This window comes from Mesorhizobium loti, from assembly GCF_013170705.1.
GTDB lineage: Bacteria > Pseudomonadota > Alphaproteobacteria > Rhizobiales > Rhizobiaceae > Mesorhizobium > Mesorhizobium loti_D.
The window spans coordinates 977,809-1,002,347 of sequence record NZ_CP033334.1 but is presented as its reverse complement, the minus strand read 5'-3'; the positions used below and the strand labels follow the sequence as shown (position 1 = coordinate 1,002,347).

Genomic DNA, 24,539 nt, shown 5'->3' with positions numbered 1-24,539 from the left:
CGTCGCGGAGACCCGAGGATCCATCCGTGACCTTGGATGCAGGGTGCAGCGGAACAAATCCTGCACCGCTGCGGAGCGTCGGAATCCCGGCATGGATCCTAAGGTCTACGCCGCGTCGCTTCGCTCCTTGCTTCGCCCTAGGATGACGAACCTGTTAATGTCGCCGCTCAACTATCAGCGCCGAGCACCCGAGCCAGTCTCCGACCCAACTCATTGTTTCACGTGAGTCATTTCCCGATGCAGAACTGCCCGAAGATCACATCGAGCATATCCTCGACATCGATGGCGCCGACGATCCGGCCCAGGCGATCCGCCCCCAGCCGCAATTCCTCGGCGCGCAGCTCCTGGCCCTCGGCGCCGTCATCGGTGGCGCGAAGCAGATGACGATTGGCTTCGCCGAGCAATTCGACATGGCGCAGGCGCGATGGCAGAACATCGCCGATATCTCCGACCGCTTCCGCCGCGCGCCGACCGATTTCAGCAAGCAAGGCTTCCACGCCAGTCCCCCTTACGGTTGAAATGACGAGGTCATAACGGCTGGCGGCTTCCTGAGCCGCCTGCTCATCCAGCAGGTCGACCTTGGTGCCAACCCGAAGCAAAGCTGCGGCACCCGGCAATGGGCCGACATCCCCAGGAGACAGAATGTCTTCCAGCAACAGCAAGAGATCAGCGCGATCCGCCTTGGCCAGCGCCTTTTCGATGCCGATCGCCTCCACCTTGCCCGGCGCATCGCGCAGCCCGGCCGTATCCGTCAGCCTGACGCGCATCCCGTCGAGATCAAGCAGCACCTCGAGCAGGTCCCGTGTCGTGCCCGGCTCATCCGTTACAATAGCTGCATCGCGCCGCGCCAAGGCGTTGAACAGACTCGACTTGCCGGCGTTCGGCGCACCGAGGATGACCACCTCGAACCCGTCGCGGATGATCTCGGCGGTGCGAAATCCGGCGACATGGCGATCGATTTCCGCGATCATCGCCCGCACGTCAGACCAAACCGTATCCGAAACGGAACCCGGCACATCGTCCTCATCGGCGAAGTCGATCTCGGCCTCGATCATGGCGCGCGCATGGATCAGCCGCCGACGCCAGCCGAGATAAAGCGCGCTCTGAGCGCCCTCGGCATTCCGGATGGCAAAGCGGCGCTGCGCCTCGGTCTCGGCATTGACCAGATCCGCCAGCGCCTCGGTCTCCACCAGGTCCACCTTGCCGTTGAGAAAGGCTCGACGCGTGAATTCTCCTGGTTCCGCTTGCCTGACGCCGTCAAAAGCGACGATCGCCTCCAGCATTCTGGCCACGACGGCACGTCCGCCATGGACGTGGAATTCGGCCACGTCCTCTCCGGTGAAGCTGGCCGGGCCCGGAAAAAAGACGACAAGCCCGCTGTCCAGCACGGATCCATCCGGTGCCCTGAACCTGCGCAGAACCGCCGCGCGGGCTTTAACCATACCGCCGGCAATCGTTTCGACAACGAATCGAGTCTGTGGACCGGAAATGCGCAGCACGGCAACGCCAGCCGGAAGCCGGCCGCTGGACAGCGCCACAATGGAATCGCCTGAAATCATTTGCCCGCTCTGCTGAACCGCCCTAGCTTTCGCGACACGTTGAACCGAGTTGCCCGAGTTCCATTGTGACATTGCCCGCGCAAAACCTGCTTGCCGACGAGGCCAGCCCCTATCTGCAGCAACACAGCGGCAATCCCGTCCATTGGCGGGCCTGGTCGCCGGCTTCGCTCGAGGAAGCCAAGGCCCTCGACAAGCCGATCCTGCTTTCCGTCGGCTATGCCGCCTGCCACTGGTGCCATGTCATGGCCCATGAAAGCTTCGAGAATGACGCGGTCGCCGCCGTCATGAACCGTCTGTTCGTCAATATCAAGGTCGACCGCGAGGAGCGCCCGGACATCGACCAGATCTATATGGCGGCCTTGTCCTCGATGGGCGAACAAGGCGGCTGGCCGCTGACCATGTTCCTGACCCCCGACGGCAAGCCCTTCTGGGGCGGCACCTATTTCCCGCGCGAGTCGCGCTATGGCCGCCCGGGATTCACTCAGGTGATGGAAGCGGTCGACAAGGCCTGGCGGGAAAAGCGCGCCAGCCTGAACCAGAGCGCCGACGGCCTGACCAGCCATGTCGAAGCGCGGCTCTCCGGCACGCACGCCAAGGAAAGCCTTGACCGCGGTACGCTGAGCGACCTCGCAGGCCGCATCGACGGCATGATCGACCGCGACCTTGGCGGCCTGCGCGGCGCCCCGAAATTCCCCAACGCGCCATTCATGCTCACCCTATGGCTGTCCTGGCTGCGCGATGGCAACGCCACGCATCGCGACGACGTGCTCGTCAGCCTCGAACAGATGCTCGCCGGCGGCATTTATGATCACATTGGCGGCGGGCTCAGCCGCTACTCGACCGATGCCGAATGGCTGGTGCCGCATTTCGAGAAGATGCTCTACGACAATGCGGAGCTCATTCGCTTCTGCAACTGGGCCTATGCCGCGAGCGGCAGTGATTTGTTCCGGATACGAATCGAAGAGACCGTCGGGTGGCTTATGCGCGAGATGCGCGTTGACGGCGGGGCTTTCGCCGCCAGCCTCGACGCCGACAGTGATGGTGAGGAAGGTCTTTTCTACACCTGGAGCCGAGAGGAAGTGGAAGCCGTCCTCGGCGACGATTCTTCTTTGTTTTTCAATTACTTCACGCTCTCTAGCCCGCATGGCTGGGAAGGCAAGCCGATTGTCCACCAAACCCGCGCCCAGCAAGCCCGGGGCGTGGCCGACCGGGAACGATTGATCCCGCTCAAGGCGCGGCTTCTCGCCGCCCGGGAGGAGCGAGTCAGGCCGGGCCTGGATGCAAAGACCCTCACCGACTGGAACGGCCAGATGATAGCCGCGCTCGCCGGGGCCGGCCGCTCGCTGAACCGGCCCGACTGGATCGAAGTGGCGGCAAAGGCCTTTGCCCATATCGTCGCGGCCAGCCACGACAAGCGCCTGCCGCATTCCATGCTCGGCCCGAGAAAGCTCTTCCCCGCTCTGTCGAGCGACTATGCCGCCATGGCCAACGCCGCGATCTCGCTGTTCGAGGCGTCAGGCGATTGGGATTATGTCGATCAGGCCAGCGGGTTCGTCGAACAACTCGACCGCTGGCACGCCGACGCCACGGGGACGGGGTACTACCTGACCGCTTCGGACAGCACCGACGTGCCGATCCGCATCAGGGGCGATGTCGACGAGGCCATTTCGTCAGCCACCAGCCAGATCATCGAAGCGCTGGTCCGGCTAGCCTCGGTCACTGGCGATCTCGACCTGCACGAAAAGGCCTGGCAGGTCGCCGAGCACGCGGCCGGCCGTGCCGCGCATCAGGCTTACGGCCAGGCGGGCATCGTCAATGCCTGTTCGCTTGCAATCGAGCCTCTGAAACTGGTCATCGTGGACAGGCTGGAAGATCCGAAGCTCGTTCCGGTAGCGAATCGATGCCCTGACCCACGCCGCGTCGACATCATTACGACGATTGGTTCGGAAGCGAATCGACCGCTGCTGCCCGGCGGCATCTTCCCGCCGACCAACAGGCCGGGCGCCTGGCTTTGCACCGGCCAGGTCTGCCTGCCGGCGGTGACGGATGCCGAGGAACTGGAGCGGTTGTTGCGGCGAAAGTGAACCGCCGGCCCCGGCGCTGGCCCACCCCGCTCCGCTGCGCGGATCGACCCTCCCCACAAGGGGGGAGAGTAAGCGCTTTACGTGTTCATCGAATCGAAGAAATCGGCGTTGGTCTTGGTCTGCTTCAACTTGTCGATGAGGAACTCGATCGCGTCGGTGGTTCCCATCGGCGCCAGGATGCGGCGCAGCACGAAGATCTTCTGCAGGTCGGAGCGTGGAACCAGCAGGTCCTCCTTGCGGGTGCCGGACTTCAATATGTCCATGGCCGGATAGATGCGCTTGTCGGCGACCTTGCGGTCGAGCACGATTTCCGAATTGCCAGTGCCCTTGAACTCTTCGAAGATGACTTCGTCCATGCGGCTGCCGGTATCGATCAGCGCCGTGGCGATGATGGTCAGCGAGCCGCCTTCCTCGATGTTACGCGCCGCACCGAAGAAGCGCTTCGGGCGCTGCAGCGCGTTGGCGTCGACACCGCCGGTCAGCACCTTGCCGGATGACGGCACCACGGTGTTGTAGGCGCGGCCGAGACGGGTGATGGAATCGAGCAGGATGACGACGTCGCGGCCATGTTCGACCAGGCGCTTGGCCTTTTCGATCACCATTTCGGCGACCTGGACGTGGCGCACCGCCGGCTCGTCGAAGGTCGAGGACACGACCTCGCCCTTCACCGAACGCTGCATGTCGGTCACTTCTTCCGGTCGCTCATCGATCAAAAGCACGATCAGATAGCATTCGGGGTGATTGGTGGTGATCGAGTGGGCGATGTTCTGCAGCAGCACCGTCTTGCCGGTGCGCGGCTGCGCGACGATCAGGGCGCGCTGGCCCTTGCCGAGCGGCGCCACCAGGTCGATGACGCGCGGCGAGATGTCCTTGGAGGTCGGAACCTCCATCTCCATCTTCAGCCGCGAGGTCGGATAGAGCGGCGTCAGATTGTCGAAGTGGATCTTGTGACGGATCTTTTCGGGATCGTCGAAATTGATGGTGTTGACCTTGAGCAGCGCGAAATAGCGCTCGCCCTCTTTCGGGCTGCGGATCGGCCCTTCGACCGTATCGCCGGTCTTCAAGGAAAAGCGACGGATTTGCGACGGCGAAATATAGATGTCGTCGGGACCCGGCAGATAGTTGGCGTTGGCCGAGCGCAGGAAGCCGAAACCGTCCTGAAGCACTTCGACCACGCCGTCGCCGATGATCTCGACGTCCTGGGCGGCCAGTTTCTTCAGGATCGCGAACATCAGCTCCTGCTTGCGCATGACGCTGGCATTCTCGACCTCGAGCGATTCGGCGTAAGCGATCAGCTCCGGCGGTTTCTTGTTCTTGAATTCGGTAAGCTTCATTTCTTGCATAGACGGACTCTGGGTGAGCTTTGGGAAAAAATATCGGCGGGATGCGACAAATGCCGGGCGCGGCCGAAAACAATGAGGGGGCGGCGCATGACGGGAAGGAAGACCCGTCTTTTATCGTCGGTCGGATGAAAGAGCAAGCCGCGTTTTGCGGGCCGAAAAAGGCCTGGAGCGCGGCATGTCGTAACCTAAAACCGCGACCGCTTTCGCGCGGCCTGCGTCAGAACGGCTTGACGACTACCAGGATCACGATTGCGATCATCAGCAATGTGGGGATTTCGTTGATCATCCGCCAGTGCTTCGCGGACTTTTCATTGCGATCCTCAGCGAATTTCCGCGCCGCGCCCGCCAGATAGCCATGGACACCGGACAACAGAAGCACCAGGCCGATCTTGGCGTGCAGCCAGCCGCCCTGGAAGCCAAAGACTTTCCAGGCAAGCCACAGCCCGAACACCCAGGTAACGATCATCGCCGGATTGATGATGCCGCGCAGCAGGCGCCGCTCCATCACCTTGAAGGTCTCCGACTGCACTGAACCTTTCTCGGCATCGACGTGATAGACGAACAGCCGCGGCAGATAGAGCATGCCGGCCATCCAGGAGATGACGGCGAGGATATGGATCGCCTTTGCCCAGGGGTAGAAGCCTTCGGGTGCGACCAAAAACAGAAGCGCCGTCAGCACAATCAGGACGCCGATGCCGATGACCATGCGTATCATCGCCTGGCCGGTGCTGTTGGTGTTGTTCATCTCGGCCATCAGCGTACCGCGCTCCTCACCTGTTTCACCATTGCCTCGACATGCGCGATCGGTGTCTCCGGCGTGATGCCGTGGCCTAGATTGAAGATCAGCGGTCCGTCACTCAGCGCTTTCAGGATGGTCTCGACGCCATCGGACAGCGCCTTGCCGCCAGCCACGAGCCGCAAGGGATCGAGATTGCCCTGAACGGCCCCCGAGCGCTGCAGATCCTTCGCCGCCGCCAGCGGTACCGTCCAGTCGATCCCCAGCCCCGTCACGCCGGTCTTCTGGCGATAGGTCCGGTAGCGGGCGCCGGCACCCTTGGGAAAACCGATGATCGGGACATCGGGATGGACCGCCCGAACCTGCCTGACGATCTCGGCCACCGGCCAGACGCAAAACTGGTCGAACGACGCGTCGTCGAGCACGCCCGACCAGGAATCGAAAATCTGCACGACGTCGGCACCGGCCTCGATCTGGCGGATCAGATAGGCCGCCGAATGATCCGCCAGCACCTTCAGGAGCTGTTGAACCGCCGCCGGCTCACGATAGGCGAACAGCCGCGCCGGCGCCTGGTCGGGGGTTCCATGGCCGGCAATCATGTAGGTCGCCACCGTCCACGGCGCGCCGCAGAAGCCGATCAGGGTGGTTTCTTCAGGCAGCTTTGCCCGCAACCGGCGAACCGTCTCATAGACCGGTTCGAGATTCACGTGAAACACATCGCTTTCCAGAGCCATGATCTCGGCAACCGAGATCGGCGTCAAAAGCGGTCCTCGCCCTTCTTCGAAGCGCACGTCGCGGCCAAGCGCATGCGGAACGACAAGGATGTCCGAGAACAGGATCGAGGCATCGAAGCCGAAGCGCTCGATCGGCTGCAGCGTCACTTCGACGGCGAGATCGGGATCGTAGCAGAGATCAAGGAACGAACCGGCGCGCCTGCGTGTTTCACGATACTCAGGCAGATAGCGCCCGGCCTGACGCATCATCCAGAGCGGAGGCGGAAACACTGCCTCGCCCTTCAGGACGTCCAGCATGATCCGGCTTTTGGGCATTGAACGCTCGCCTCTCCCAGCCTTCCTATAATCAAAGATTCTTATATCTAAGATTCTTCTGATTCTAAGAGTCTGTTGGTTGTGGTGGTTGTCACCTGTCCCGCTTCGTCAGGCAAAAAGCCAGCAAGCATATTGTCGCGCGCTTCTCTCTCCCGGCTGCACCGTTCTGGGGACAGTCCGGAATCTATCATTGGAGTCAAAGCCTTGGAACATCCCGCAAAAAACCGGCCCTGTGGATGGTCGGAAGGCAAAAGCGCCCGTCCCCAGATTTGTCCCCAGCCGCTCGGCGAAGCTGACAGAGGATCGAATTGTGGACAAACCGGCATCTGATACAGTCGCCCCCCACGACCCTGCCTTTCCATTCGACCTTATCCACATCCGCCCACAGCCCCAGGTGATCCCTGTGAACAAACCCCAGAGCTTCTTTCACCTGCATCTGATTTCCGATGCGACCGGCGAAACGCTGCTCGCCGCCGGGCGGGCGGCCTCCGCGCAATACAAGGATGCGCGCGCCATCGAGCACATCTACCCGCTCATCCGCACCGAAAAGCAGGTGGCCAAGGTGTTCGAGGACATAGAGGAGGAGCCGGGCATCATCCTCTATACGGTCGTCGACCAGAAGCTGGCGCGCGGCATCGACGAGCGCTGCGCCACCATGGGCCTGCCCTGTGTCTCCGTGCTGGAGCCGGTGCTCACCGTCTTCCAGTCCTATCTCGGCACGCCTGCCGGCCGGCGCGTCGGCGCCCAGCACGTCCTCGATGCCGAATATTTCCGCCGCATCGACGCTCTCAACTTCACCATGGACCATGATGACGGCCAGTTGCCGCTCAACATGGATGATGCCGATGTCGTGCTGATCGGCATCTCGCGCACCTCCAAGACGCCGACCAGCATCTATCTCGCCAATCGCGGCATCAAGACCGCCAACATACCGATCGTGCTTGGCGTGCCGGTGCCCGAAAGCCTGGTCGCCGCCAAGACACCGCTGATCGTCGGGCTGATCGCCACCGCGGAGCGCATCTCGCATGTCCGCCAGAACCGTATCCTCGGCAACAGCAGCTCCTACGTGCCGACCGACTATGTCGACCGCGCGGCGATCAACGAGGAGCTCGCCTATGCCCGACAGATCTGTACCCGCCATGGCTGGCCGATGATCGATGTCAGCCGCCGCTCGATCGAGGAAACGGCCGCGGCGATCGTTGCCCTGAGAGGGAAGAACAGATAATTGGGGCCGGGCTGCGGGTTTGTTTGCATCCACCGTCGCGAAGCTCGAAGGTCACGCCATGCCGTGACGGTGGCCAAGGGGTGCGGCGGTCGAATGCACGCCACTCAGCCAGCATCCCAACCACAAATATCCAGGCACAAACCATGACCGAAAAAATCATCCTCGCCTCCGGCAGTCCGTTCCGCAAGGCGATGCTCGTCAATGCCGGGCTCGACATAGAGGCGGTGCCCGCCGATGTCGATGAGCGCGCGCTCGAAGCGCCGTTGCAGGACAGCGGGGTTTCGCCCGAGGATGTCGCCCTGGTGCTGGCCGAGGCGAAGGCCACCGAGGTCAGCGAGCGCTGGCCCGGCGCGCTGGTGCTTGGCTGCGACCAGACCTTGTCGCTCGGCGATGAAGTGTTCCACAAGCCGGCCGACATGGAGGGTGCGCGCCGCCATCTCCTGGCGCTATCGGGCAGGACGCATCAGCTCAACAGCGCCGCGGTGCTGGTCCGTGACGGCAAGGTGCTGTGGCGCCATGTCGGTATCGCCTCCATGACCATGCGCAAGCTCGACCCCGGCTTTATCGGCCGCCACCTCGCCCGCGTCCGCGCCAGGGCGCTGTCCAGTGTCGGCGCCTATCAGATCGAAGGTGAAGGCATCCAGCTTTTCGAGAAGATCGAGGGCGACCACTTCACCATTGTCGGCCTGCCGCTTTTGCCGCTGCTGGCGGAACTGCGCACACTGGGAGCCATCGATGGCTGAGGCAACGAAAAGGGCCTTCGTCACCGGCCATCCGATCAAGCATTCGCGCTCGCCGAAGATTCACGGCCACTGGCTGGCCAAGCACGGCATCAATGGCAGCTACGAGGCCATCGACGTGGCGCCGCGGGATTTTGCCGAATTCATCGCGACATTGCAGGCAAACGGGTTTCGCGGCGGCAATGTCACCATCCCGCACAAGGAAGCCGCCTTCGCCCTCGTCCACCGCCGCGACCAGGCGGCCGAGGAGATCGGCGCCGTCAACACGCTGTGGTTCGAGGACGGCGTCCTGTGGGGCGGCAACACCGATGGCCACGGCTTTGCCGCCAACCTCGATGATTACGCGCCGGGCTGGGCGAACACCGGACCCGCGGTCGTGCTTGGCGCCGGCGGCGCGTCGCGCGCCGTCATCCAGGCGCTGAAGCAGCGTGGCGTCGCCGATATCCGCATCGTCAACCGCACGCTGGCCCGGGCACAGGAACTGAGCAACCGTTTCGGCGCCGGCGTTTCGGCGCACGGCACGGCGGCGACCGACGAATTGCTGGCCGACGCCGGCCTGCTGGTCAACACCACCGCGCTCGGCATGGTCGGCAATGAAGGCCTCTCCGCCGATCCGGCCTTGCTGCCGGACCATGCCGTCGTCACCGACCTCGTCTATGTGCCGCTGGAGACGCCGCTGCTTGCCGCGTCGCGCGCCAGGGGGCTGAAAACGGTCGACGGTCTCGGCATGCTGCTCAACCAGGCCGTGCCCGGCTTCGAACACTGGTTCGGCGTCAGGCCGCAGGTCACGGCCGAGCTGCGCGCGCTCATTGTCGCCGATCTGGTGCCGAAACCATGATCGTGCTCGGCCTGACCGGCTCGATCGGCATGGGCAAGTCGACGACGGCGAAGATGTTCGCCGAGGCCGGCGTGCCGGTCCACGATTCCGACGAGACGGTGCATCGGCTCTATGCGGGCGCGGCGGCGCCTTTGGTGGAGGCCGCCTTTCCCGGCACCACGAGTGGCGGCGTGGTCGATCGCGCGAAACTTGGCGCGCGCGTCCTTGGCGATGCCGCCGCGCTGAAGCAACTGGAAGCCATTATCCATCCGCTGGTCCGCGCCGACGCCGACGCCTTCCTGGCCAGGCATCGTAACGCCGGCGAATCGATCGCCGTGCTCGACATCCCGCTGCTGTTCGAAACCGGCGGCCGTGGCCGTGTCGACAAGGTCGTCGTCGTCACCGCGCCCGCCGAAGTGCAGCGCCAGCGCGTGCTGGCGCGGCCGGGCATGACGGAAGAGAAACTGGCGGCCATACTGGCCAAGCAGGTGCCGGATGAGGAGAAGCGCCGGCTGGCGGATTTCATCATCGACACCGGCCAGGGGCTGGATGCAGCGCGGGCGGCGGTCGATGCGATCATTGCGGAATTGATCGGATGTCGCTGACGCTTCCTTCCCTTCTCCCCTTGTGGGAGAAGGTGTCGCCGAAGGCGACGGATGAGGGGTGCTCCAGGGGACGCCAACGCCTCACTCCGCTGGAACACCCCTCATCCGTCTCGGCGCTAACGCGCCGATCCACCTTCTCCCACAAGGGGAGAAGGGAAAAGAGGCATTGCCATTTTGTTCCGGTCTCGTGATTCTACTCCTTTGGAGCGACTGATTCGATGCGCGAGATCATCTTCGACACGGAAACCACCGGACTTGATTCGCGCGACGACCGCGTGATCGAGCTGGGCGGCGTCGAACTGGTCAACCGTTTTCCGACCGGCAGGACCTTCCACCACTACATCAACCCGCAGGGCCGGGCGATCCATGAGGAAGCGCAAGCGGTGCACGGCATCAGCGCGGCCGACCTCGCGGGCAAGCCGACTTTTGCCGAAATCGCCGAGGAATGGCTGACCTTCACCGACGGCGCCAAGCTGGTCGCCCACAACGCCACTTTCGACATCGGCTTCCTCAATGTCGAATTCGGCCGGCTCGGTCATCCCGTCGTCGATCCCGGCCGCGTCGTCGATACGCTGGCGCTGGCGCGCCGCAAGCACCCGATGGGTCCCAATTCGCTCGACGCGCTCTGCCGGCGCTACGGCATCGACAACACGAAGCGCACAAAGCACGGCGCGCTTCTCGATTCCGAATTGCTGGCCGAGGTCTATATCGAGCTGATTGGCGGCAAGCAGGCGGCCCTCATCCTCGACAGTTCGACCGCGCCGGCGCGGGGCGGCGAAAATGTCCGGCATATCGAAATCATCGTCGCCCAACGCCCGGCCCCATTGCCGTCGCGCCTCACCGAGGCCGATCGCGCCGCTCACGCCGCCATGGTCGCCACGCTCGGCGAAAAGGCGCTCTGGCTGAAAGCGACGTCACCCGAAGCGAATATCGCGACGTCGTCCTAGCCTCAGTACGGCCATTCGCTCCGGCCCAGTGCACCAACCGCCGCGATGATGCGCGCGAATGCCTCGGCGGCCGCGGGCACCGTGGTGCGGGCGCGCAGGAAACTGTGAACCAGGCGCTTCTCCTCATGCCACCATGCCTTGCCGCCGGCGGCCAGGATGCGGTCGCGATAGGTCTCGCCATCGGATGACAGCGGGTCGCATTCGGCCGTGATGATCACCGTCGGCGGCAGGCCTGAAAAATCGCTGTCGCGCAGCGGCGAGAAGGTGGGATCGTCAGGCGCTTGCCGCCTGGCCGAGCGGACGTCGCGGTAGAAGGCGATGTCGCCGACGGACAGCAGCGGCGCCTCGGCATGCTCGACGTAGGAACCCTTGCTTTCGTCGCCGCCAAGGCCGGGATAGATCAGAACCTGGCCGATCGCGGTCCGGGCGTGTCGGCGCTTTGCGTGCGCCACCGCGGCGGCCAGATTGCCGCCGGCGCTCTCGCCGCACAGCACGATCGGCAGATCGGTGGCGGCCGCTGCCCATGCGAAAGCGGTCATCGCATCGTCGAAGGCGGCGGGATGGACATGTTCGGGCGCCAGCCGGTAGTCGACCGACAGCACGTCGAAGCCGGTGCCGGCGCAGAGTTCGGCGCAGATGTCGTCATGGCTGTCGAGCCCGCCAAGGATGAAGCCGCCGCCATGGAAATAGAGCACCATGGCGCGCGCGGGGCTGCCGGCGGGCTGGTAGTGGCGGATCGGAATGCCGTGGCCCGGCGCGGCGACCAGGCCATCGCTGACCTTGACCCCCGGGCGCCCTCGATGGAAGACCCGGCACATCCTGTCATAGACCGCGCGCTGCCTGTCGATCGGCAGGCCGGTGATCTCGGGCGGATACCAGGCGTTGACGCTGTCGATATAGGCCCAAAGCGTCGGATCGAGCCGTGTTTCATATTTGCCGCGGCCGGTCATGTCGGTCTGCTCAACCTGTTCACAGATCGGCGTAGAGGGCGGCTGCGTTGTCGAAACTGAAGCGCAGCGGCACCGAGCCCTCGACCTGCCAGGCGGAGACCACCTCGCCGGCCAGCAGCCGGCAGGCGCCGTCCGTGTCGGTGACCGCGCCGCCATAAAGCCGGTTGGCAAGGTTGAGGATGCCGGTCTGGTGCATGGCCGCACTGCCGCTGCCGCAGGCATCCTTGACCAGCAGCACGCGAAAACCTTTCGCAACCGCATCCTTTACGGATGCGTCGATACAGGCCTCGGTCCACACACCGGCGATGACCAGCCATTCGATACCGGACGCCTTGAGTCGATCTGCGGCCGAACCGGTGCGAAAGGCGCTGGCCTCGGCCTTGATCAGCAGCGCCTCGCCATCGGCGGGCGCCACCTCATGGCAGATTTCGGTCAGCGGATCGCTCTTGTCGGAGAAAGCCGACTTGCCGTCGGCGCCGACGGGATGAAAGGGCCGGTCCTGCTTGTCGAGATCGACGATATAGGCCCAATGCTGGAGCGGCACGTGGTTGGCGCGCGCCGCTTCCTGCAGGCGCCGGACATTGGCCAGGATGCCGGCGAAGCCCTCGACCAGATAGCGCGGGTCCTGCCGGTGCTCCTCCTGCAGGTCGATGAAGACCGCGGCCACGGTGCCGCGCTTGATGGCGATGGGGCTTTTCATGCGGAGGCGCCTTGGCTTCGTGTGGCCGCCGCCGCCGCTCCTTTCAGTGAGCTGGCGCAACCGGTGGTGATTGGCCGTCGCCTCCCCACCTTCGTCATCCACGGGCGGAGCAGGAGCGAAGCGCCGTCGCGGTGACCCGAGGATCCATACCGTGACCTTTCTGACGGGCGCAGCGGAGAAGAATTCAGGACCGTGGCGACGCGTTGGAGTCCCGGCATGAATCCCAGGGTCTGCGCCGCGTCGCTGCGCTCCTTGCTCCGCCTTGGGATGACGAAGGGATGGGTATTCGCGCTGATTGCCAACGGACGGAGACCCCCCATCAGACCTGCTTCTCCAGAAACTCATCCTCATAGGGGAAGCGCGACAGAAGCTCCGTCCCGGTGTCGGTGATCAGGATCTCGTCCTCCAGCTTGACGCCCTCGCGGCCGCCCTTCTCGCCAATATAGCTTTCCACGCTCACCACCATGCCTGGCACGATATGGCCGTCGCGGCCATAGGTCTTGTAATCCATGGCATGCGCGATGAACGGCGTCTCGCCATGCATGCCGACCCCGTGCATGACCGAAGTGTAGCGCTGGTCGACGAAGCGGTCGGGGATTTTCCACGCCTTCTCGGCGATCTCGCGGAACGCCATGCCGGGTTTGACGATCGAGATATTGTGCTGAACCTGATCGTGCGCCATGCGGTAGAGCGACTTCTGGTAGGGCGTCGGCTTGCCGGGTCCGCAGCGGAAGGTGCGCGAGAAATCGGAATAGTAGCCGTAGCAGCCGATCGTGTCGGTATCGAGCGCCAGCAGCTCGCCCGGCCGGATTTTTCGCCCGCTGGCCTCGTTGAACCAGGGATTGGTGCGTTGGCCGGACGTCAGCAGCCGCGTCTCGATGAACTCGCCACCCTGGCGGATGACCTCGCCATACATGATGGCGAACAGGTCGTTTTCGGAGACGCCGGGCCTGATGGCCTCGCGCACCGCATAGACCGCGGCCTCGGCGCCGGCCATCGACACCTGCAGGCATTTCACCTCCTCCGGCGTCTTCACCGCGCGCACGGCCAGGATCTCGCCCTGGCAATCCCGCACCTCGCAGCCACGCTTTTCCAGCGCCAGCGCCTGCAGATGGCTGCAGCGGTCGAGCCCGAGCTTCATCGAGCCGCCGCCATGCTTCTTCAAAAGCTCGGCGATCTCGTCGGCGAAGGGTCCGGCGGTTTCGTCGTCGCGGCCCGAGACCGACGACCAGACCAGCTTGGAAGGCCGCGCCTCGTCGATCGTGTCGAGCACCATCGAGACATGGTAGCTCTGCGGATATTCGAAAAGCACGATCGGCCCTTCGGTGGGGATGAAGAAATAGCGGGTCGAGTTGCGCAGGAAATAGCCGAACATGTTGCGCGAGCCGGTGGCATAGCGCTGGTTGTACGGGTCGAACAGCACGACGCCGCCATAGCCCGCCTCGCGCATCCAGCCGCGCAATTTAGCCAGCCGGCCTTTGCGCAAGGCGTCGGCATCGATGAAGGATGGCTCCGTATCGGACAGCCACATGCCGCCGGCCGGATCGGCCGCCGCCGGGTGACGCATGCGATCCTTGAAGTCGACGTCCTCGGTGCTGTCTGGTTCGAATACGACGATGCTCATGGGGTGCCTGGCCTTGGGTGGATTTGCTAGGCCGGGAGCATGGCGCAGGCGGGGCCGAAGGATTGTGCGGAAAACCGCGTGTGTTGTGCCGGATGCCGCTGACGCCTGCCTTCGTCATCCACGGGCGGAGCAAGGAGCGAAGCGACGCGGCGAAGACCCGAGGATCCATGCCGGGGCGTCTGTGCTACATTAAAGCGGTTCAGAACCAGGCATTCTCGCGGGGGACGACACTTGGACCGCTGCATATTTTGGCCGATGTCGCGGCATGGATCCTAGGGTCTCCACGCCGCTTCGCGGCGCTCCGCCCTAGGATGACGAAGATAGCCCCTAATGCCGCCTCGCGAGTTTCGGCGGATGTCCATGCTCTTCCCGGAAAGCCCGGGCAAAACTCGACATCGAAGCGAAGCCGCAGGCCAGCGCGACGTCGCGCACCGCGAGCGTCGAATGCGCCAGCAGGTCGGCGGCGCGTTTCAGCCGCAGGCGCCGGTAATAGCCGTTGGGCGAGATGGCGAGTTCGGAGCGAAAGGAGCGTTCGAGCTTGTCGGAGGACACGCCGAGCCGTGCGGTGAGCTCGGCCATGCCGAGCCGCTCCTCCACCGCATCCTCCATGATCGCGATCGCCGACAGCACCAGCTCGTTCTGGACGCCGGTGCGCAGGCGCAGCGGCATCAGCTTGCGGTCGACGCTGGAGCGCAGCTGGCTGTGCACGAACCATTCGGCGACGCCGGCGGCAAGCTCGGCGCCGTAATCCCTTGTGATGATCTCCAGCATCATGTCGAGGCTGCCGACGCCGCCGGCCGAGGTGAAGCGCTTGCGGTCGATGACGTAGAGGTCGCGCTTGAGCTCGATGTTGGGGAAGGCCTCGGTGAAGGCGGCCTGGCTGGTCCAGTGCAAGGTGCAGGCGTGGCCGTCGAGCAGGCCGGCCCGAGCCAGGAAGAACGCCGCATCCGCCACCGCGCCGATATGGGCGCCATTGCGCAGGCTGCGGCGGATCCAGTTGGCGGCGTCTTCGGCGACGAGATGATCGGCGTCACCCCCGGAGCACACGACTATGCGGTCGACCTTGGGCGCATCCTCGGCGTAGAAACCGGGCTGGATGACGACGCCGTTCGAGGCCTCGACCGCACCTTTCGTGCCGCCGACTATGATCCAACGGTAGCACTCCCGCTTCGCCAATATGTTGGCGGCGCGCAACGGCTCGATGACGGAGCTGAACGCCATCATCGGAAAGCCGGGGAATACAAGCACCGCGAAGGTCAGAGTCTCGGTGGGCCTTTGGGGTTCGCGCGTCGCCATGGGCGCTACATCTCGGGCGAATGACGCGAGAGGTCAACTGGGCGGCGGCGCCCTTGGCTTCGAAAGATCTAGCCCCCCAGCGCCTGCTCCAGATCCGCGATCAGGTCGTCGCCATCCTCGATCCCCGCCGACAGCCTTACCAGCGAATCCGATATGCCGATCTCCTCGCGCTTCTCGGCGGGAATGGAGCCATGCGTCATCAGCGCGGGGTGCTCGATCAGGCTTTCCACCCCGCCAAGGCTTTCGGCGAGCGTGAACAATTGCGTGCGTTCGAGGAAGCGTTTGGTGCCGGCCAGGTCGCGGTCGAGCACGGCTGATATCATGCCGCCGAAGGCGTGCATCTGCTGGACGGCGATGGCATGCTGGGGATGGCTGGCGAGGCCGGGATAGATCACCCGGCGCACATCCTTGCGGGCTTCCAGCCACTGCGCGATCTTCAGCCCGTTGTCGGAATGCCGCTCCATCCTGAGCGCCAGCGTCTTCAGGCCACGCAAGGCGAGAAAACTGTCGAACGGGCCCGATATGGCGCCGATGGCGTTCTGCAGGAATTTCAGCTGGGCGGCGAGATCCTTGTTGTCGCCGACAACCGCCACACCGCCGACCATGTCGGAATGGCCGTTGAGATATTTGGTCGTCGAGTGGACCACGATATCGATGCCAAGCTCCAGCGGCCGCTGGATATAGGGGCTGCAGAAGGTGTTGTCGGCGACCGACAGGATGCCCTTGCGTTTGGCGAGAGCCGCGACGCCTTCGAGATCGACGATGCGCAGCAGCGGGTTGGTCGGCGTCTCGACCCACAGCAGTTTCGTTTCGGGCCGGATCGCGGCCTCGACCGCCGCCAGGTCTGTGAAATCGACGAACGAGACCTGCAGGTTGGCCGAGCGTTTGCGCACCCGCTCCATCAGCCGGAACGAGCCGCCATAGATGTCGTCGGTGGCGACGATATGGGCCCCGCTATCGAGCAGTTCGAGCACCGTCGAGATCGCCGCCAGGCCTGAAGCGAAGGCGAAGGCGGCGGTGCCGCTTTCGAGGTCGGCCACGGCGCGCTCGAAGGCAAAGCGGGTGGGGTTCTGGCTGCGCGCGTATTCGAAACCCTTGTGCACGCCGGGTGACTGCTGGCCGTAGGTCGAGGTGGCGTAGATCGGCACCATCACCGCGCCGGTCAGCGGGTCGTGGCTCTGGCCGCCATGGATGGTGCGCGTCGAAAAGGCCAGGCGGTTCTTGCCGGCTGGCGGGGTGTGTTTGGTCATCGGGCGCGCCTCAGATGGTTGATCAGGTCGATGCGGGTTATCAGGCCGACGAACTCGTCGCTGTCGAAGATGATGGCGACCTCGTTGCGGTCGAACACCGGCAGCAGCGCATCCAGCGTCTGGCTGGCCTGCAGCGTGTGCAGATTGGAGGTCATGGCCGTGCGCACGGGGCCGTTGAACCGCTCCCAGCGGCCGTCATAGGGGCCGTCGACCTTGGCCAATATGTCGCTCTCGTCGACGATGCCGACGAGCTTGCCATTGTCGAGCACCGGCAGCTGCGACACATCCGAGCGGCGCATGCGGCCATAGGCGTTGAGCAGGCTTTCGTCCGGGCCGACGAAAACGGTGTCGCCTGTGCGGTGCGAGCGCATGACGAGGTCGCGCAGGTCGCCATGCTGCTCGTGCTCGGCCAGGCCCTGCTCGGCCAGCCAGAAATCGTCGAACACCTTGGAGAGGTATTTGTTGCCGCTGTCGCAGACGAAGGTGACGACGCGCTTCGGCACCGTCTGCTCGCGGCAATAGCGCAGCGCGGCCGACAACAGCGTGCCCGACGACGAGCCGGCCAGGATGCCTTCGCGTGACAGGAGATCGCGCACCGCCAGCATGCTCTGCTTGTCCGTGATGGAATAGGCCTTCCTGACCAGCGACAAATCGGCATTGGGCGGCACGAAATCCTCGCCTATGCCTTCCACCGTCCAGCTGCCGGCCTCTTCCATCTTGCCGGTCTTGATCAAGGGCGCCAGCACCGAGCCGACCGGATCGGCCAGCACCATTTCGGTCTTCGGCGACACCTGGGCAAAATATCGGCCAAGCCCGGTCAGCGTGCCGCCCGAGCCGACGCCGACGACAACCGCGTCGACATTGCCGTCGAGCTGCGAAAAGATCTCCGGGCCGGTGGTCGTCTCATGTGCCAGCGGGTTGGCCGGATTGGCGAACTGGTTGGCGTAGAAGGCGCCCGGCACCTCCGCCGCGATTTTCTCGGCCATGTCCTGGTAATATTCGGGGTGGCCCTTGCCGACATCGGAGCGCGTCATGCGCACCTCCGCACCCAGCGCGCGCAGATGCTGGATCTTTTCGCGCGACATCTTGTCGGGCACGACCAGCACGATGCGGTAGCCCTTGGGGATGCCGACCTGGGCAAGGCCGAGGCCGGTATTGCCCGCGGTTGCCTCGACGATGGTGCCGCCCGGCCTGAGCTTGCCTTGCTTTTCGGCGGCGGCGATCATCGACAGCGCGATGCGGTCCTTGATCGAGCCGCCGGGATTCTGGCTTTCGAGCTTGATGAACAGCCGGCATTTTCCGGTGTCGAACTTGGTCAGCTCGACCACCGGCGTCTGGCCGATCAGGTCGAGAACCGAGGCATAGGGAGGGCGCAGCCGGGATGTTGCGCTGTCCGAGGCGGCATTGTCCGACGCGGCTTGCCTGTGCTCGCTCATTTCGATGCTCCATGATCAAGCGACCGCCTAGGGGGGCAGAGCGGCAGCGTAGCCTCTTTTCCAGCCGTTTGTCGCCGGAAAGAAGATAGATCATGCCAATCAACCGGCCAGACGGGGAATGAAATTCCAGTTTGTGCCACGGTCGGTGGGGCAGGCCAGAGGGGCGCCGCAGAGCGCAACCCACCAACGATTCACCCCAGCAACTGCTTGCTCAGCCTTGCACACTGCACGCGAATATCCGGGATGGCGTCGATCTCGAAGAAGGTGCCGCGCGTCAGCGGGCCGACGGCGAGGATCTTTCGCGAGACCGTGCCGTCGCTGGCGATGATCTCGCAATTGGGCGACACGTCGAGGCCGATGCGCATCGGGTCCGGCCGCGCGAGCCCGCGGTCGACCAGCGAGCGCACCACGCTGTTCGACGAGGTCGAAATGTCACGCACGATGCCCGAGCAATCATAGATACGAGCAACCTCGAAAGTCTCGACAAGCTGGCTGTGGCGCGACTGGACGTCGACGGTGAAAGTCTCCCCCGGCACGATGCCGACGACGCGGCCGGCGACAAGCCGGATGCGGCCGGATTGCACGGCCTCGGTCACCTTGGCGTAGACTTCCGGCGCCATGCGATGGCGGTGGATGTCCCACCAGGCCTTGGTGTGCTCGACGAAGCGGCGCTTGGCGGAAGCCGGCCAGTTCTGCCAGATCTTCTGGTTGAAGGGGCGCAGGCCGTCGACCACGTCGCGCCAGTCGATGCCGGCCTTCTGGTTCTCGCGGATCAGGTCGCGGAACCAGCCGACGAAATAGGAAAGCTGGGTGCCGAGCGGGATGTCGGCGACGTCGAGCTTGATCGGATTGCCCTTGCGATGCGGCGACGGCAGCAGGCCGCGCCGGGAAACCGCGATGATCTTGCCGGTGTGGCCGCGCTGTTCCAGCGCCAGGAACGCGTCCACCATGCTGAGGCCGGTGCCCAGCACCATCACGGGGCTGTGCGGATCGAGCGCTGTATCGGCTTCCGAGCCCATGCGGATCGCATGGCCTTGCGCCGGCTGTTCGTCATGGCCGGTGGCGAGTATGGCCAGATGGGCGACGACGCTGGTGCCATTGGCGAGCGCCACCTCGACGCCGGACGGGGTCGGCGTGATCGACAGGCTCTCCTCGTGGATCAGGCGCAGCCGCCCGGTCGGCTGTTCGCGCGCTTCGAGTTCGTCGAGCAGCTCGCCGAGATAGCGGGCATAGATGCTGCGCGGTGCGTAGAATGGTGTCTGTGGCGTCTGCTCCTGGCTCACAAGGCCGCGCGCCTGCAGCCAGCGCCAGAAATTGCCGGGGTCGTCGGCATAGGCGCTCATGCCGGCGGCGCTGACATTCAGCACATGCGCCGACAGCAGCGTCGAATAGGCGATGCCCTGGCCGAAATGCGGGCGCTTTTCGACCAGCGTGACACGCAGATCCGGATTGGGCGATTTCAGGAGATGCGCGGCAAGCACGACGCCCGAGGCGCCGCCGCCGACAATGATGATCGAATTGGCGCGCCCGCTCATGCGCGTTCCCGCGGTATGCGATGCGTCAGGCCTGGACCTTCACCGCGATCGGAAGATTGTGGATCTCCCTCGCGGCTGGAAGCTCGTCGAGGCCGATATCGCGCATTTCGGCGAGGCTGCGCTGGTCGAGCACCTCGGCGATCGCCTGCCGGACCTCCAGCATCAGATGTCGGACTTGGCATGTCGCCTCGTTGCAGTCTTCGCAGCGCTGATATTGTGTGCGGCTGGCGCAGGGAATTGGGGCCAGCGGCCCGTCAAGGACGCGCACGACGTGGCCGACCTTGATCTCGTCGGCGGGCCGAGCCAGACGGTAACCGCCATCCTTGCCCTTGCGGCTCTGGACGAAACCGGCATTGCGCAGCTCGCCCAGGATGGCGTCAAGAAACTTCTTCGGGATGTTGTTGCCGGTCGCGATGTCGTTGACGAAAGCGAGCTGCCCGGCCGGCATCCGCGCGAGGTGTACAAGCGCCTTGAGGCCGTACTTGCCTTTTTTGGTGAGCATAAACCGAACGTTTCTCTGTCATGCGATGGCTTGAAGCCATCCGTTGCGAAACGCCTGGCGTGCCTCCCCGCCGCGCCCAAGCATCCATGACACATAAATTCTAGTGACATGATATACAAGCCGAGAACTGTTGATTTTGCTTTGTTTTCAAGCCGTTTAGGCCATTTGTCAGGCTTTTGTGCCATTAAGGGCACAGAAATGCACATCGACCGCCCAAAGCGACAGGATGGCTCCCGGCGAGACAGCCGTGTCGCGCGCCGACTCACACAACATCGACAGCCGAATGCCGCGAGCGATCATGGTGGTGGGGTGCCCGCTCATCGTCGCCTCCAATTCCCTCATGTCGATAAGGATACTATACTTACCCTCGAACACGCGGAACGGCTTGTCAATTCCGTAGCCGTTCGAGGCATGGATTTGCGTGGTGCTGGCCTGGGTAAGAATTTATCATTCGTGCGTGAACGGCACAGACAAGCAGTCGAGTGCCGGAGCCTCTACAACTTCGTCATCCACGGGCGGAGCAGCCGCGAAGCGGCGTCGCGGAGACCCGAGGATCCATTCCGTGACGTTGATCGAAGAGTGCAGCGGTGCAGAGTTCTGAACCGTGGCGACGCTTACATGTCGCGGCATGGATCCTAGGGTCTGCGCCGCGTCGCTTCGCTCCTTGCTCCGCCATAAATGACTAAGGTTGGAAGGTTCGCGGAGCGCCATTCCTGCTCCTACAGCGGTCTGTCATCGAAGCAGCGAGCGGCCACAGCCGACCTATGCGCTCCAGCCTTCCGCAACCGACAGCTTTTTTCCAACAACCCCGCCTTCGTTGAAACAATTTAACTCTACAAGGCCGATAGAATTAGCGGACTATAATGGGGCGATCCGATTTTCTCTGTTTTCATGGAGCCCTTTGATGTCCACCATTTCGCGACGCATTCTCCTTCTGTCGTCGGCCGCCCTTGCCGGGGCCGCCTTCCTTGGCCCGGCCCTGGCCGACGACCTGAAGATCACCATCGGCTACCAGACGGTGGTCGAACCCTCCAAAGTGCCGCAGGCCGATGGGACTTATGAAAAGGCCACCAAGGCCACGATCGACTGGCGCAAGTTCGATTCCGGTGCCGATGTCATCGCCGCGGTCGCTTCCGGCTCGGTCGACATCGGCTATGTCGGTTCGAGCCCGCTGGCGGCGGCGGCCAGCCGCGAACTGCCGATCCAGACGATCTTCGTCGTCGGCCTGATCGGGCCGTCCGAGGCGCTTGTCGCCCGCAACGGCGCCGGCATCGAGAAGGTCGCCGACCTCGCCGGCAAGAAGGTCGCCGTGCCCTTCGTCTCGACGACGCATTACAGCCTGCTTGCCGCGCTCAAGCATGAGAATGTCGATCCGAAGTCGGTCCAGATCCTCAATCTCAGGCCGCCGGAAATCGCCGCCGCCTTCGCGCGCGGCGACATCGACGCCGCCTATGTCTGGGATCCGGCACTCGGCCAGATCAAGACGACAGGCAAGGTGGTGCTGGATTCCTCGCAGGTCGCCGCCTGGGGCGCACCGACGTTCGATGCCTGGATCGTGCGCACCGATTTTGCCGAGAAGAACCCGGAAGCGGTGCGCGACTTCGTCAAGGTGACGGGCGCCGCCTATGCCGAGTATCTCGCCAAGCCCGACGCCTGGTCGGTGTCTTCGCCGCAGGCCGGAAAGATCGCCAAGCTCACCGGCGCCAAGCTGGAAGAGGTGCCCGAATTGCTGAAGGGCTACGTCTTCCCGACGCTCGAGGAGCAGGCCTCCGACAAGTTCCTCGGCGGCGGCACGGTCAAGGCGGTCGCGGCGGCCTCCGCCTTCCTCAAGGAACAGGGCAAGGTCGACGCCGTGCTGCCGGACTATTCGAAATACCTGACATCGAAATACGTCACCGAGGCGCTGGCCTCGAACTGAGCCCAGTGCTGAAGCGTCCCCGCATGCCCTGGCGGCAATGCGGCGGCGCTCAAATGGCTCGCGCGCTCCTTCCCTGACGCCGCGTGCTGCCTGCCCCGGACCTGCTGACGAGGAGCCGTTCCGGGGCAGTCGGATTTCCTCGGAGAGGCCCCATGCCGCATCTCGTGCTCGACAAGATCTCGATCCGCTACGAGGGCCAGCCGGCACCCGCCGTCGAACGGGTGTCGATCGACATCGGCAAGGATGATTTCGTCGTCCTTGTCGGCCGCTCCGGCTGCGGCAAGACCTCGCTGCTCAATGTCGCCGCCGGCCTGGTCGCGCCGGCGCGCGGCACGGCCACGATCAACGGCCAGCCGATCACGGCACCTGGTTCGGATCGCGCCGTGGTGTTCCAGAACGACGCGCTGTTTCCCTGGCTGACGGCGCGCGAGAACGTTGCTTTCGCGCTGCGCCTGCGCGGTGTCGGGCCCGACGAGCGGGCGCGCCGCGCCGACGAGCTTCTGGCGCTGGTCAAACTCACCGATGCCGGCGACAAGCGCATCTGGGAGCTGTCCGGCGGCATGCGCCAGCGTGTCGGCCTTGCCCGCGCGCTCGCCGCCGAACCGCAATTCCTGCTGCTCGACGAGCCGCTCGGCGCGCTCGATGCGCTGACGCGCGAGCGCATGCAGACGACGCTGCTCGACCTCTGGACGGCAAGCCGTGCCGGCGTGCTCATGGTCACCCACGGTATCGAGGAGGCGCTGGTGCTCGCCACCCGCATCGTCGTGCTGGCGCCCGGCCCCGGCCGCGTGGTGCGCACCTTCGAACCTGGCTTCTCCAGGCGCTACGCCTCGGGCGAGGCCATCCGCGCGATCAAGGCCGATCCCGCCTTCGCCGCGGCGCGCGGCGAACTGACCGACGCCATCTTCGAGGGAGAGGCGGCATGACCATCTCCTCCTACACCGAACGACCCGGCTCGAGGACCGAAGAGGCCGACGGCCTGTCGGTGCCGTGGTCGCGGCCAAGCCCGAAACGCAAGGGCGTTTCGGCCCGCATGATCAGCGCGGTCACCATACTGGTGGTGCTGGCGGCGTGGGCGCTGTCGGCCCGCCTGCAACTGGTGTCGCCGGTGTTCCTGCCCTCACCGGTCGCCGTCTGGAACAAATTCATCGTCGTCATCAGGGATGGCTTCGTCGACGCGACGCTGCTGCAGCATGTCGTCGCCAGCCTCGGCCGCGTGTTTGCGGCACTCGTCGCGGCCATCCTCGTCGGCGTGCCGGTGGGTCTCGCCATCGGCATCAGCACTGTCGGCCGCGGCATCTTCGATCCGCTGCTGGAATTCCTGCGGCCGATCCCGCCGCTCGCCTATTTGCCGCTGGTCATCATCTGGTTCGGCATAGGCGAGCCGTCGAAGATCCTGGTGATCGCCATCGCCATGCTGGCGCCGGTGGCATTGTCAACGGCGTCGGGCGTTCGCGGCGTCTCGCAGGAGCGCGTCAACGCGGCGCGTTCGCTTGGCGCCACAAAGCGCCAGGTGGTCCGCCACGTGATCCTGCCCAGCGCGCTGCCCTCGATCCTGACCGGCCTGCGCATCGCGCTCGGCGCCGGCTGGTCGACGTTGGTCGCCGCCGAACTGGTCGCGGCGACGCGGGGTCTTGGCTTCATGATCCAGTCCGCGGCCCAGTTCCTGGTCACCGACGTGGTGATCATGGGCATTCTGGTGATCGCGGCCATTGCCTTCGTACTCGAATTCACCATCCGCAGGATCGAGCGCGCGCTCGTCCCGTGGGCGGGACGGGAGTGACCAACCGCAAGTGCAGGAGAGAATGACCATGACCCATTCCACCGCCGTGCTGTTCGCCCATTTCGGCACCTGGCTGCTGGGCCTTGCCTCCGATCGCAAGGCGACGAAGGAGGACAACCCTCCATCGCCGGCGCCAGTCCCGTTCCAGGCCGGGCGCGACCGCCTGCCGCCGCGCGACGAGAGCTTCTACTGGGCCTGGCAGTACTGGTCGCAGTGACTGGCGAGACCATGGACAGAGCGCCCCTCGCCCCGTTTACGGGGGATGCCGGCAGGCAGGTGAGGGGCGGCGCAGACCGCAGACCTAGGTGTGCAATCGAGTCAGGCGAACACAGGTCCGATTTAATGCTGCAGGCTACCAGTCCAATGCCGGCGCTGCCCCTTATTGCCCTGCCGGGCATTTCTCCCCGTTCACGGGGAGAAAGAGGCTAGCAACGGCCGCC

Annotated in this window: 23 protein-coding genes; 10 read left to right on the top strand and 13 right to left on the bottom strand. The window is 64.5% G+C overall.

What is annotated here, in order from left to right:
- Positions 1-227: 227 nt before the first annotated feature.
- Entirely contained in the window at positions 228-1,559 is a 1,332-nt protein-coding gene (mnmE, locus tag EB815_RS04760) for a tRNA uridine-5-carboxymethylaminomethyl(34) synthesis GTPase MnmE (protein ID WP_056574240.1), read from the bottom strand.
- 65 nt (positions 1,560-1,624) lie between these two features.
- On the opposite strand from mnmE, the gene EB815_RS04755 reads away from it, so the two are divergent.
- On the top strand, positions 1,625-3,643 hold the full coding sequence (locus EB815_RS04755; protein WP_056574236.1) for a thioredoxin domain-containing protein: 2,019 nt from the start codon (positions 1,625-1,627) through the stop codon (positions 3,641-3,643).
- A 77-nt stretch (positions 3,644-3,720) separates the two neighbouring features.
- Here EB815_RS04755 and rho read toward each other — a convergent pair whose 3' ends face one another.
- The 3 genes from rho to hemE form a co-directional block, all read right to left on the bottom strand.
- Positions 3,721-4,986, bottom strand: coding sequence for a transcription termination factor Rho (rho, locus tag EB815_RS04750; RefSeq protein ID WP_081294988.1), 1,266 nt, complete (start codon positions 4,984-4,986; stop codon positions 3,721-3,723).
- 217 nt (positions 4,987-5,203) lie between these two features.
- A complete protein-coding gene (gene hemJ / locus EB815_RS04745; RefSeq protein WP_056574233.1) occupies positions 5,204-5,740 on the bottom strand; it encodes a protoporphyrinogen oxidase HemJ in 537 nt (178 codons plus the stop codon).
- The gene (gene hemE / locus EB815_RS04740) at positions 5,740-6,771 is read right to left on the bottom strand and encodes a uroporphyrinogen decarboxylase (protein WP_056574230.1); all 1,032 of its coding nucleotides are present in this window, start codon (positions 6,769-6,771) and stop codon (positions 5,740-5,742) included. The genes hemJ and hemE overlap by 1 nt, the downstream gene beginning before the upstream one ends.
- A gap of 403 nt (positions 6,772-7,174) precedes the next feature.
- Here hemE and EB815_RS04735 point away from each other — a divergent pair, with 403 nt between their 5' ends.
- From EB815_RS04735 to dnaQ, 5 genes are all read left to right on the top strand, one after another.
- Positions 7,175-7,996, top strand: a complete 822-nt coding sequence (locus EB815_RS04735; protein ID WP_056574226.1) for a pyruvate, water dikinase regulatory protein — start codon at positions 7,175-7,177, stop codon at positions 7,994-7,996.
- 143 nt (positions 7,997-8,139) lie between these two features.
- On the top strand, positions 8,140-8,739 hold the full coding sequence (locus EB815_RS04730) for a Maf-like protein (protein ID WP_056574224.1): 600 nt from the start codon (positions 8,140-8,142) through the stop codon (positions 8,737-8,739).
- A complete protein-coding gene (locus tag EB815_RS04725) occupies positions 8,732-9,574 on the top strand; it encodes a shikimate dehydrogenase (RefSeq protein WP_056574221.1) in 843 nt (280 codons plus the stop codon). The genes EB815_RS04730 and EB815_RS04725 overlap by 8 nt, the downstream gene beginning before the upstream one ends.
- Positions 9,571-10,158 (top strand): dephospho-CoA kinase, encoded by a 588-nt coding sequence (gene coaE, locus EB815_RS04720; RefSeq protein WP_056574218.1) that lies wholly within the window; start codon positions 9,571-9,573, stop codon positions 10,156-10,158. The genes EB815_RS04725 and coaE overlap by 4 nt, the downstream gene beginning before the upstream one ends.
- Positions 10,159-10,376: 218 nt before the next feature.
- Positions 10,377-11,105: a DNA polymerase III subunit epsilon gene (dnaQ, locus tag EB815_RS04715; RefSeq protein ID WP_056574212.1), complete on the top strand. Its 729-nt coding sequence runs from the start codon at positions 10,377-10,379 to the stop codon at positions 11,103-11,105.
- Positions 11,106-11,107: 2 nt separating this feature from the next.
- Here dnaQ and EB815_RS04710 read toward each other — a convergent pair whose 3' ends face one another.
- The 9 genes from EB815_RS04710 to EB815_RS04670 all read right to left on the bottom strand — a co-directional run bounded on the left by EB815_RS04710 (position 11,108) and on the right by EB815_RS04670 (position 20,719).
- On the bottom strand, positions 11,108-12,055 hold the full coding sequence (locus tag EB815_RS04710) for an alpha/beta hydrolase (RefSeq protein WP_056574208.1): 948 nt from the start codon (positions 12,053-12,055) through the stop codon (positions 11,108-11,110).
- Between the two features lie 19 nt (positions 12,056-12,074).
- Complete coding sequence (locus EB815_RS04705; RefSeq protein WP_056576352.1) at positions 12,075-12,755, bottom strand: isochorismatase family protein; 681 nt, start codon at positions 12,753-12,755, stop codon at positions 12,075-12,077.
- A gap of 319 nt (positions 12,756-13,074) precedes the next feature.
- Positions 13,075-14,379 (bottom strand): M24 family metallopeptidase, encoded by a 1,305-nt coding sequence (locus EB815_RS04700; RefSeq protein ID WP_056574204.1) that lies wholly within the window; start codon positions 14,377-14,379, stop codon positions 13,075-13,077.
- A 327-nt stretch (positions 14,380-14,706) separates the two neighbouring features.
- Positions 14,707-15,675, bottom strand: coding sequence for a GlxA family transcriptional regulator (locus tag EB815_RS04695; RefSeq protein WP_056574201.1), 969 nt, complete (start codon positions 15,673-15,675; stop codon positions 14,707-14,709).
- Positions 15,676-15,743: 68 nt separating this feature from the next.
- Complete coding sequence (locus tag EB815_RS04690) at positions 15,744-16,925, bottom strand: trans-sulfuration enzyme family protein (protein ID WP_056574198.1); 1,182 nt, start codon at positions 16,923-16,925, stop codon at positions 15,744-15,746.
- The gene (locus tag EB815_RS04685) at positions 16,922-18,361 is read right to left on the bottom strand and encodes a pyridoxal-phosphate dependent enzyme (protein ID WP_056574195.1); all 1,440 of its coding nucleotides are present in this window, start codon (positions 18,359-18,361) and stop codon (positions 16,922-16,924) included. Before EB815_RS04685 ends, EB815_RS04690 begins: the two co-directional genes overlap by 4 nt.
- 191 nt (positions 18,362-18,552) lie before the next feature.
- Entirely contained in the window at positions 18,553-19,896 is a 1,344-nt protein-coding gene (locus EB815_RS04680) for an FAD/NAD(P)-binding protein (RefSeq protein WP_056574191.1), read from the bottom strand.
- Between the two features lie 25 nt (positions 19,897-19,921).
- Positions 19,922-20,398 (bottom strand): RrF2 family transcriptional regulator, encoded by a 477-nt coding sequence (locus EB815_RS04675; protein WP_056574188.1) that lies wholly within the window; start codon positions 20,396-20,398, stop codon positions 19,922-19,924.
- Between the two features lie 168 nt (positions 20,399-20,566).
- Positions 20,567-20,719: a hypothetical protein gene (locus tag EB815_RS04670; RefSeq protein ID WP_155772488.1), complete on the bottom strand. Its 153-nt coding sequence runs from the start codon at positions 20,717-20,719 to the stop codon at positions 20,567-20,569.
- A gap of 583 nt (positions 20,720-21,302) precedes the next feature.
- Here EB815_RS04670 and tauA point away from each other — a divergent pair.
- The 4 genes from tauA to EB815_RS04650 all read left to right on the top strand — a co-directional run bounded on the left by tauA (position 21,303) and on the right by EB815_RS04650 (position 24,316).
- On the top strand, positions 21,303-22,316 hold the full coding sequence (gene tauA, locus EB815_RS04665; protein ID WP_065005464.1) for a taurine ABC transporter substrate-binding protein: 1,014 nt from the start codon (positions 21,303-21,305) through the stop codon (positions 22,314-22,316).
- Positions 22,317-22,468: 152 nt separating this feature from the next.
- Positions 22,469-23,242: a taurine ABC transporter ATP-binding protein gene (locus EB815_RS04660; protein WP_056574178.1), complete on the top strand. Its 774-nt coding sequence runs from the start codon at positions 22,469-22,471 to the stop codon at positions 23,240-23,242.
- Positions 23,239-24,099 (top strand): ABC transporter permease subunit, encoded by an 861-nt coding sequence (locus EB815_RS04655; RefSeq protein ID WP_056574175.1) that lies wholly within the window; start codon positions 23,239-23,241, stop codon positions 24,097-24,099. The genes EB815_RS04660 and EB815_RS04655 overlap by 4 nt, the downstream gene beginning before the upstream one ends.
- Positions 24,100-24,127: 28 nt before the next feature.
- A complete protein-coding gene (locus EB815_RS04650; RefSeq protein WP_056574172.1) occupies positions 24,128-24,316 on the top strand; it encodes a hypothetical protein in 189 nt (62 codons plus the stop codon).
- Positions 24,317-24,539: the final 223 nt, after the last annotated feature.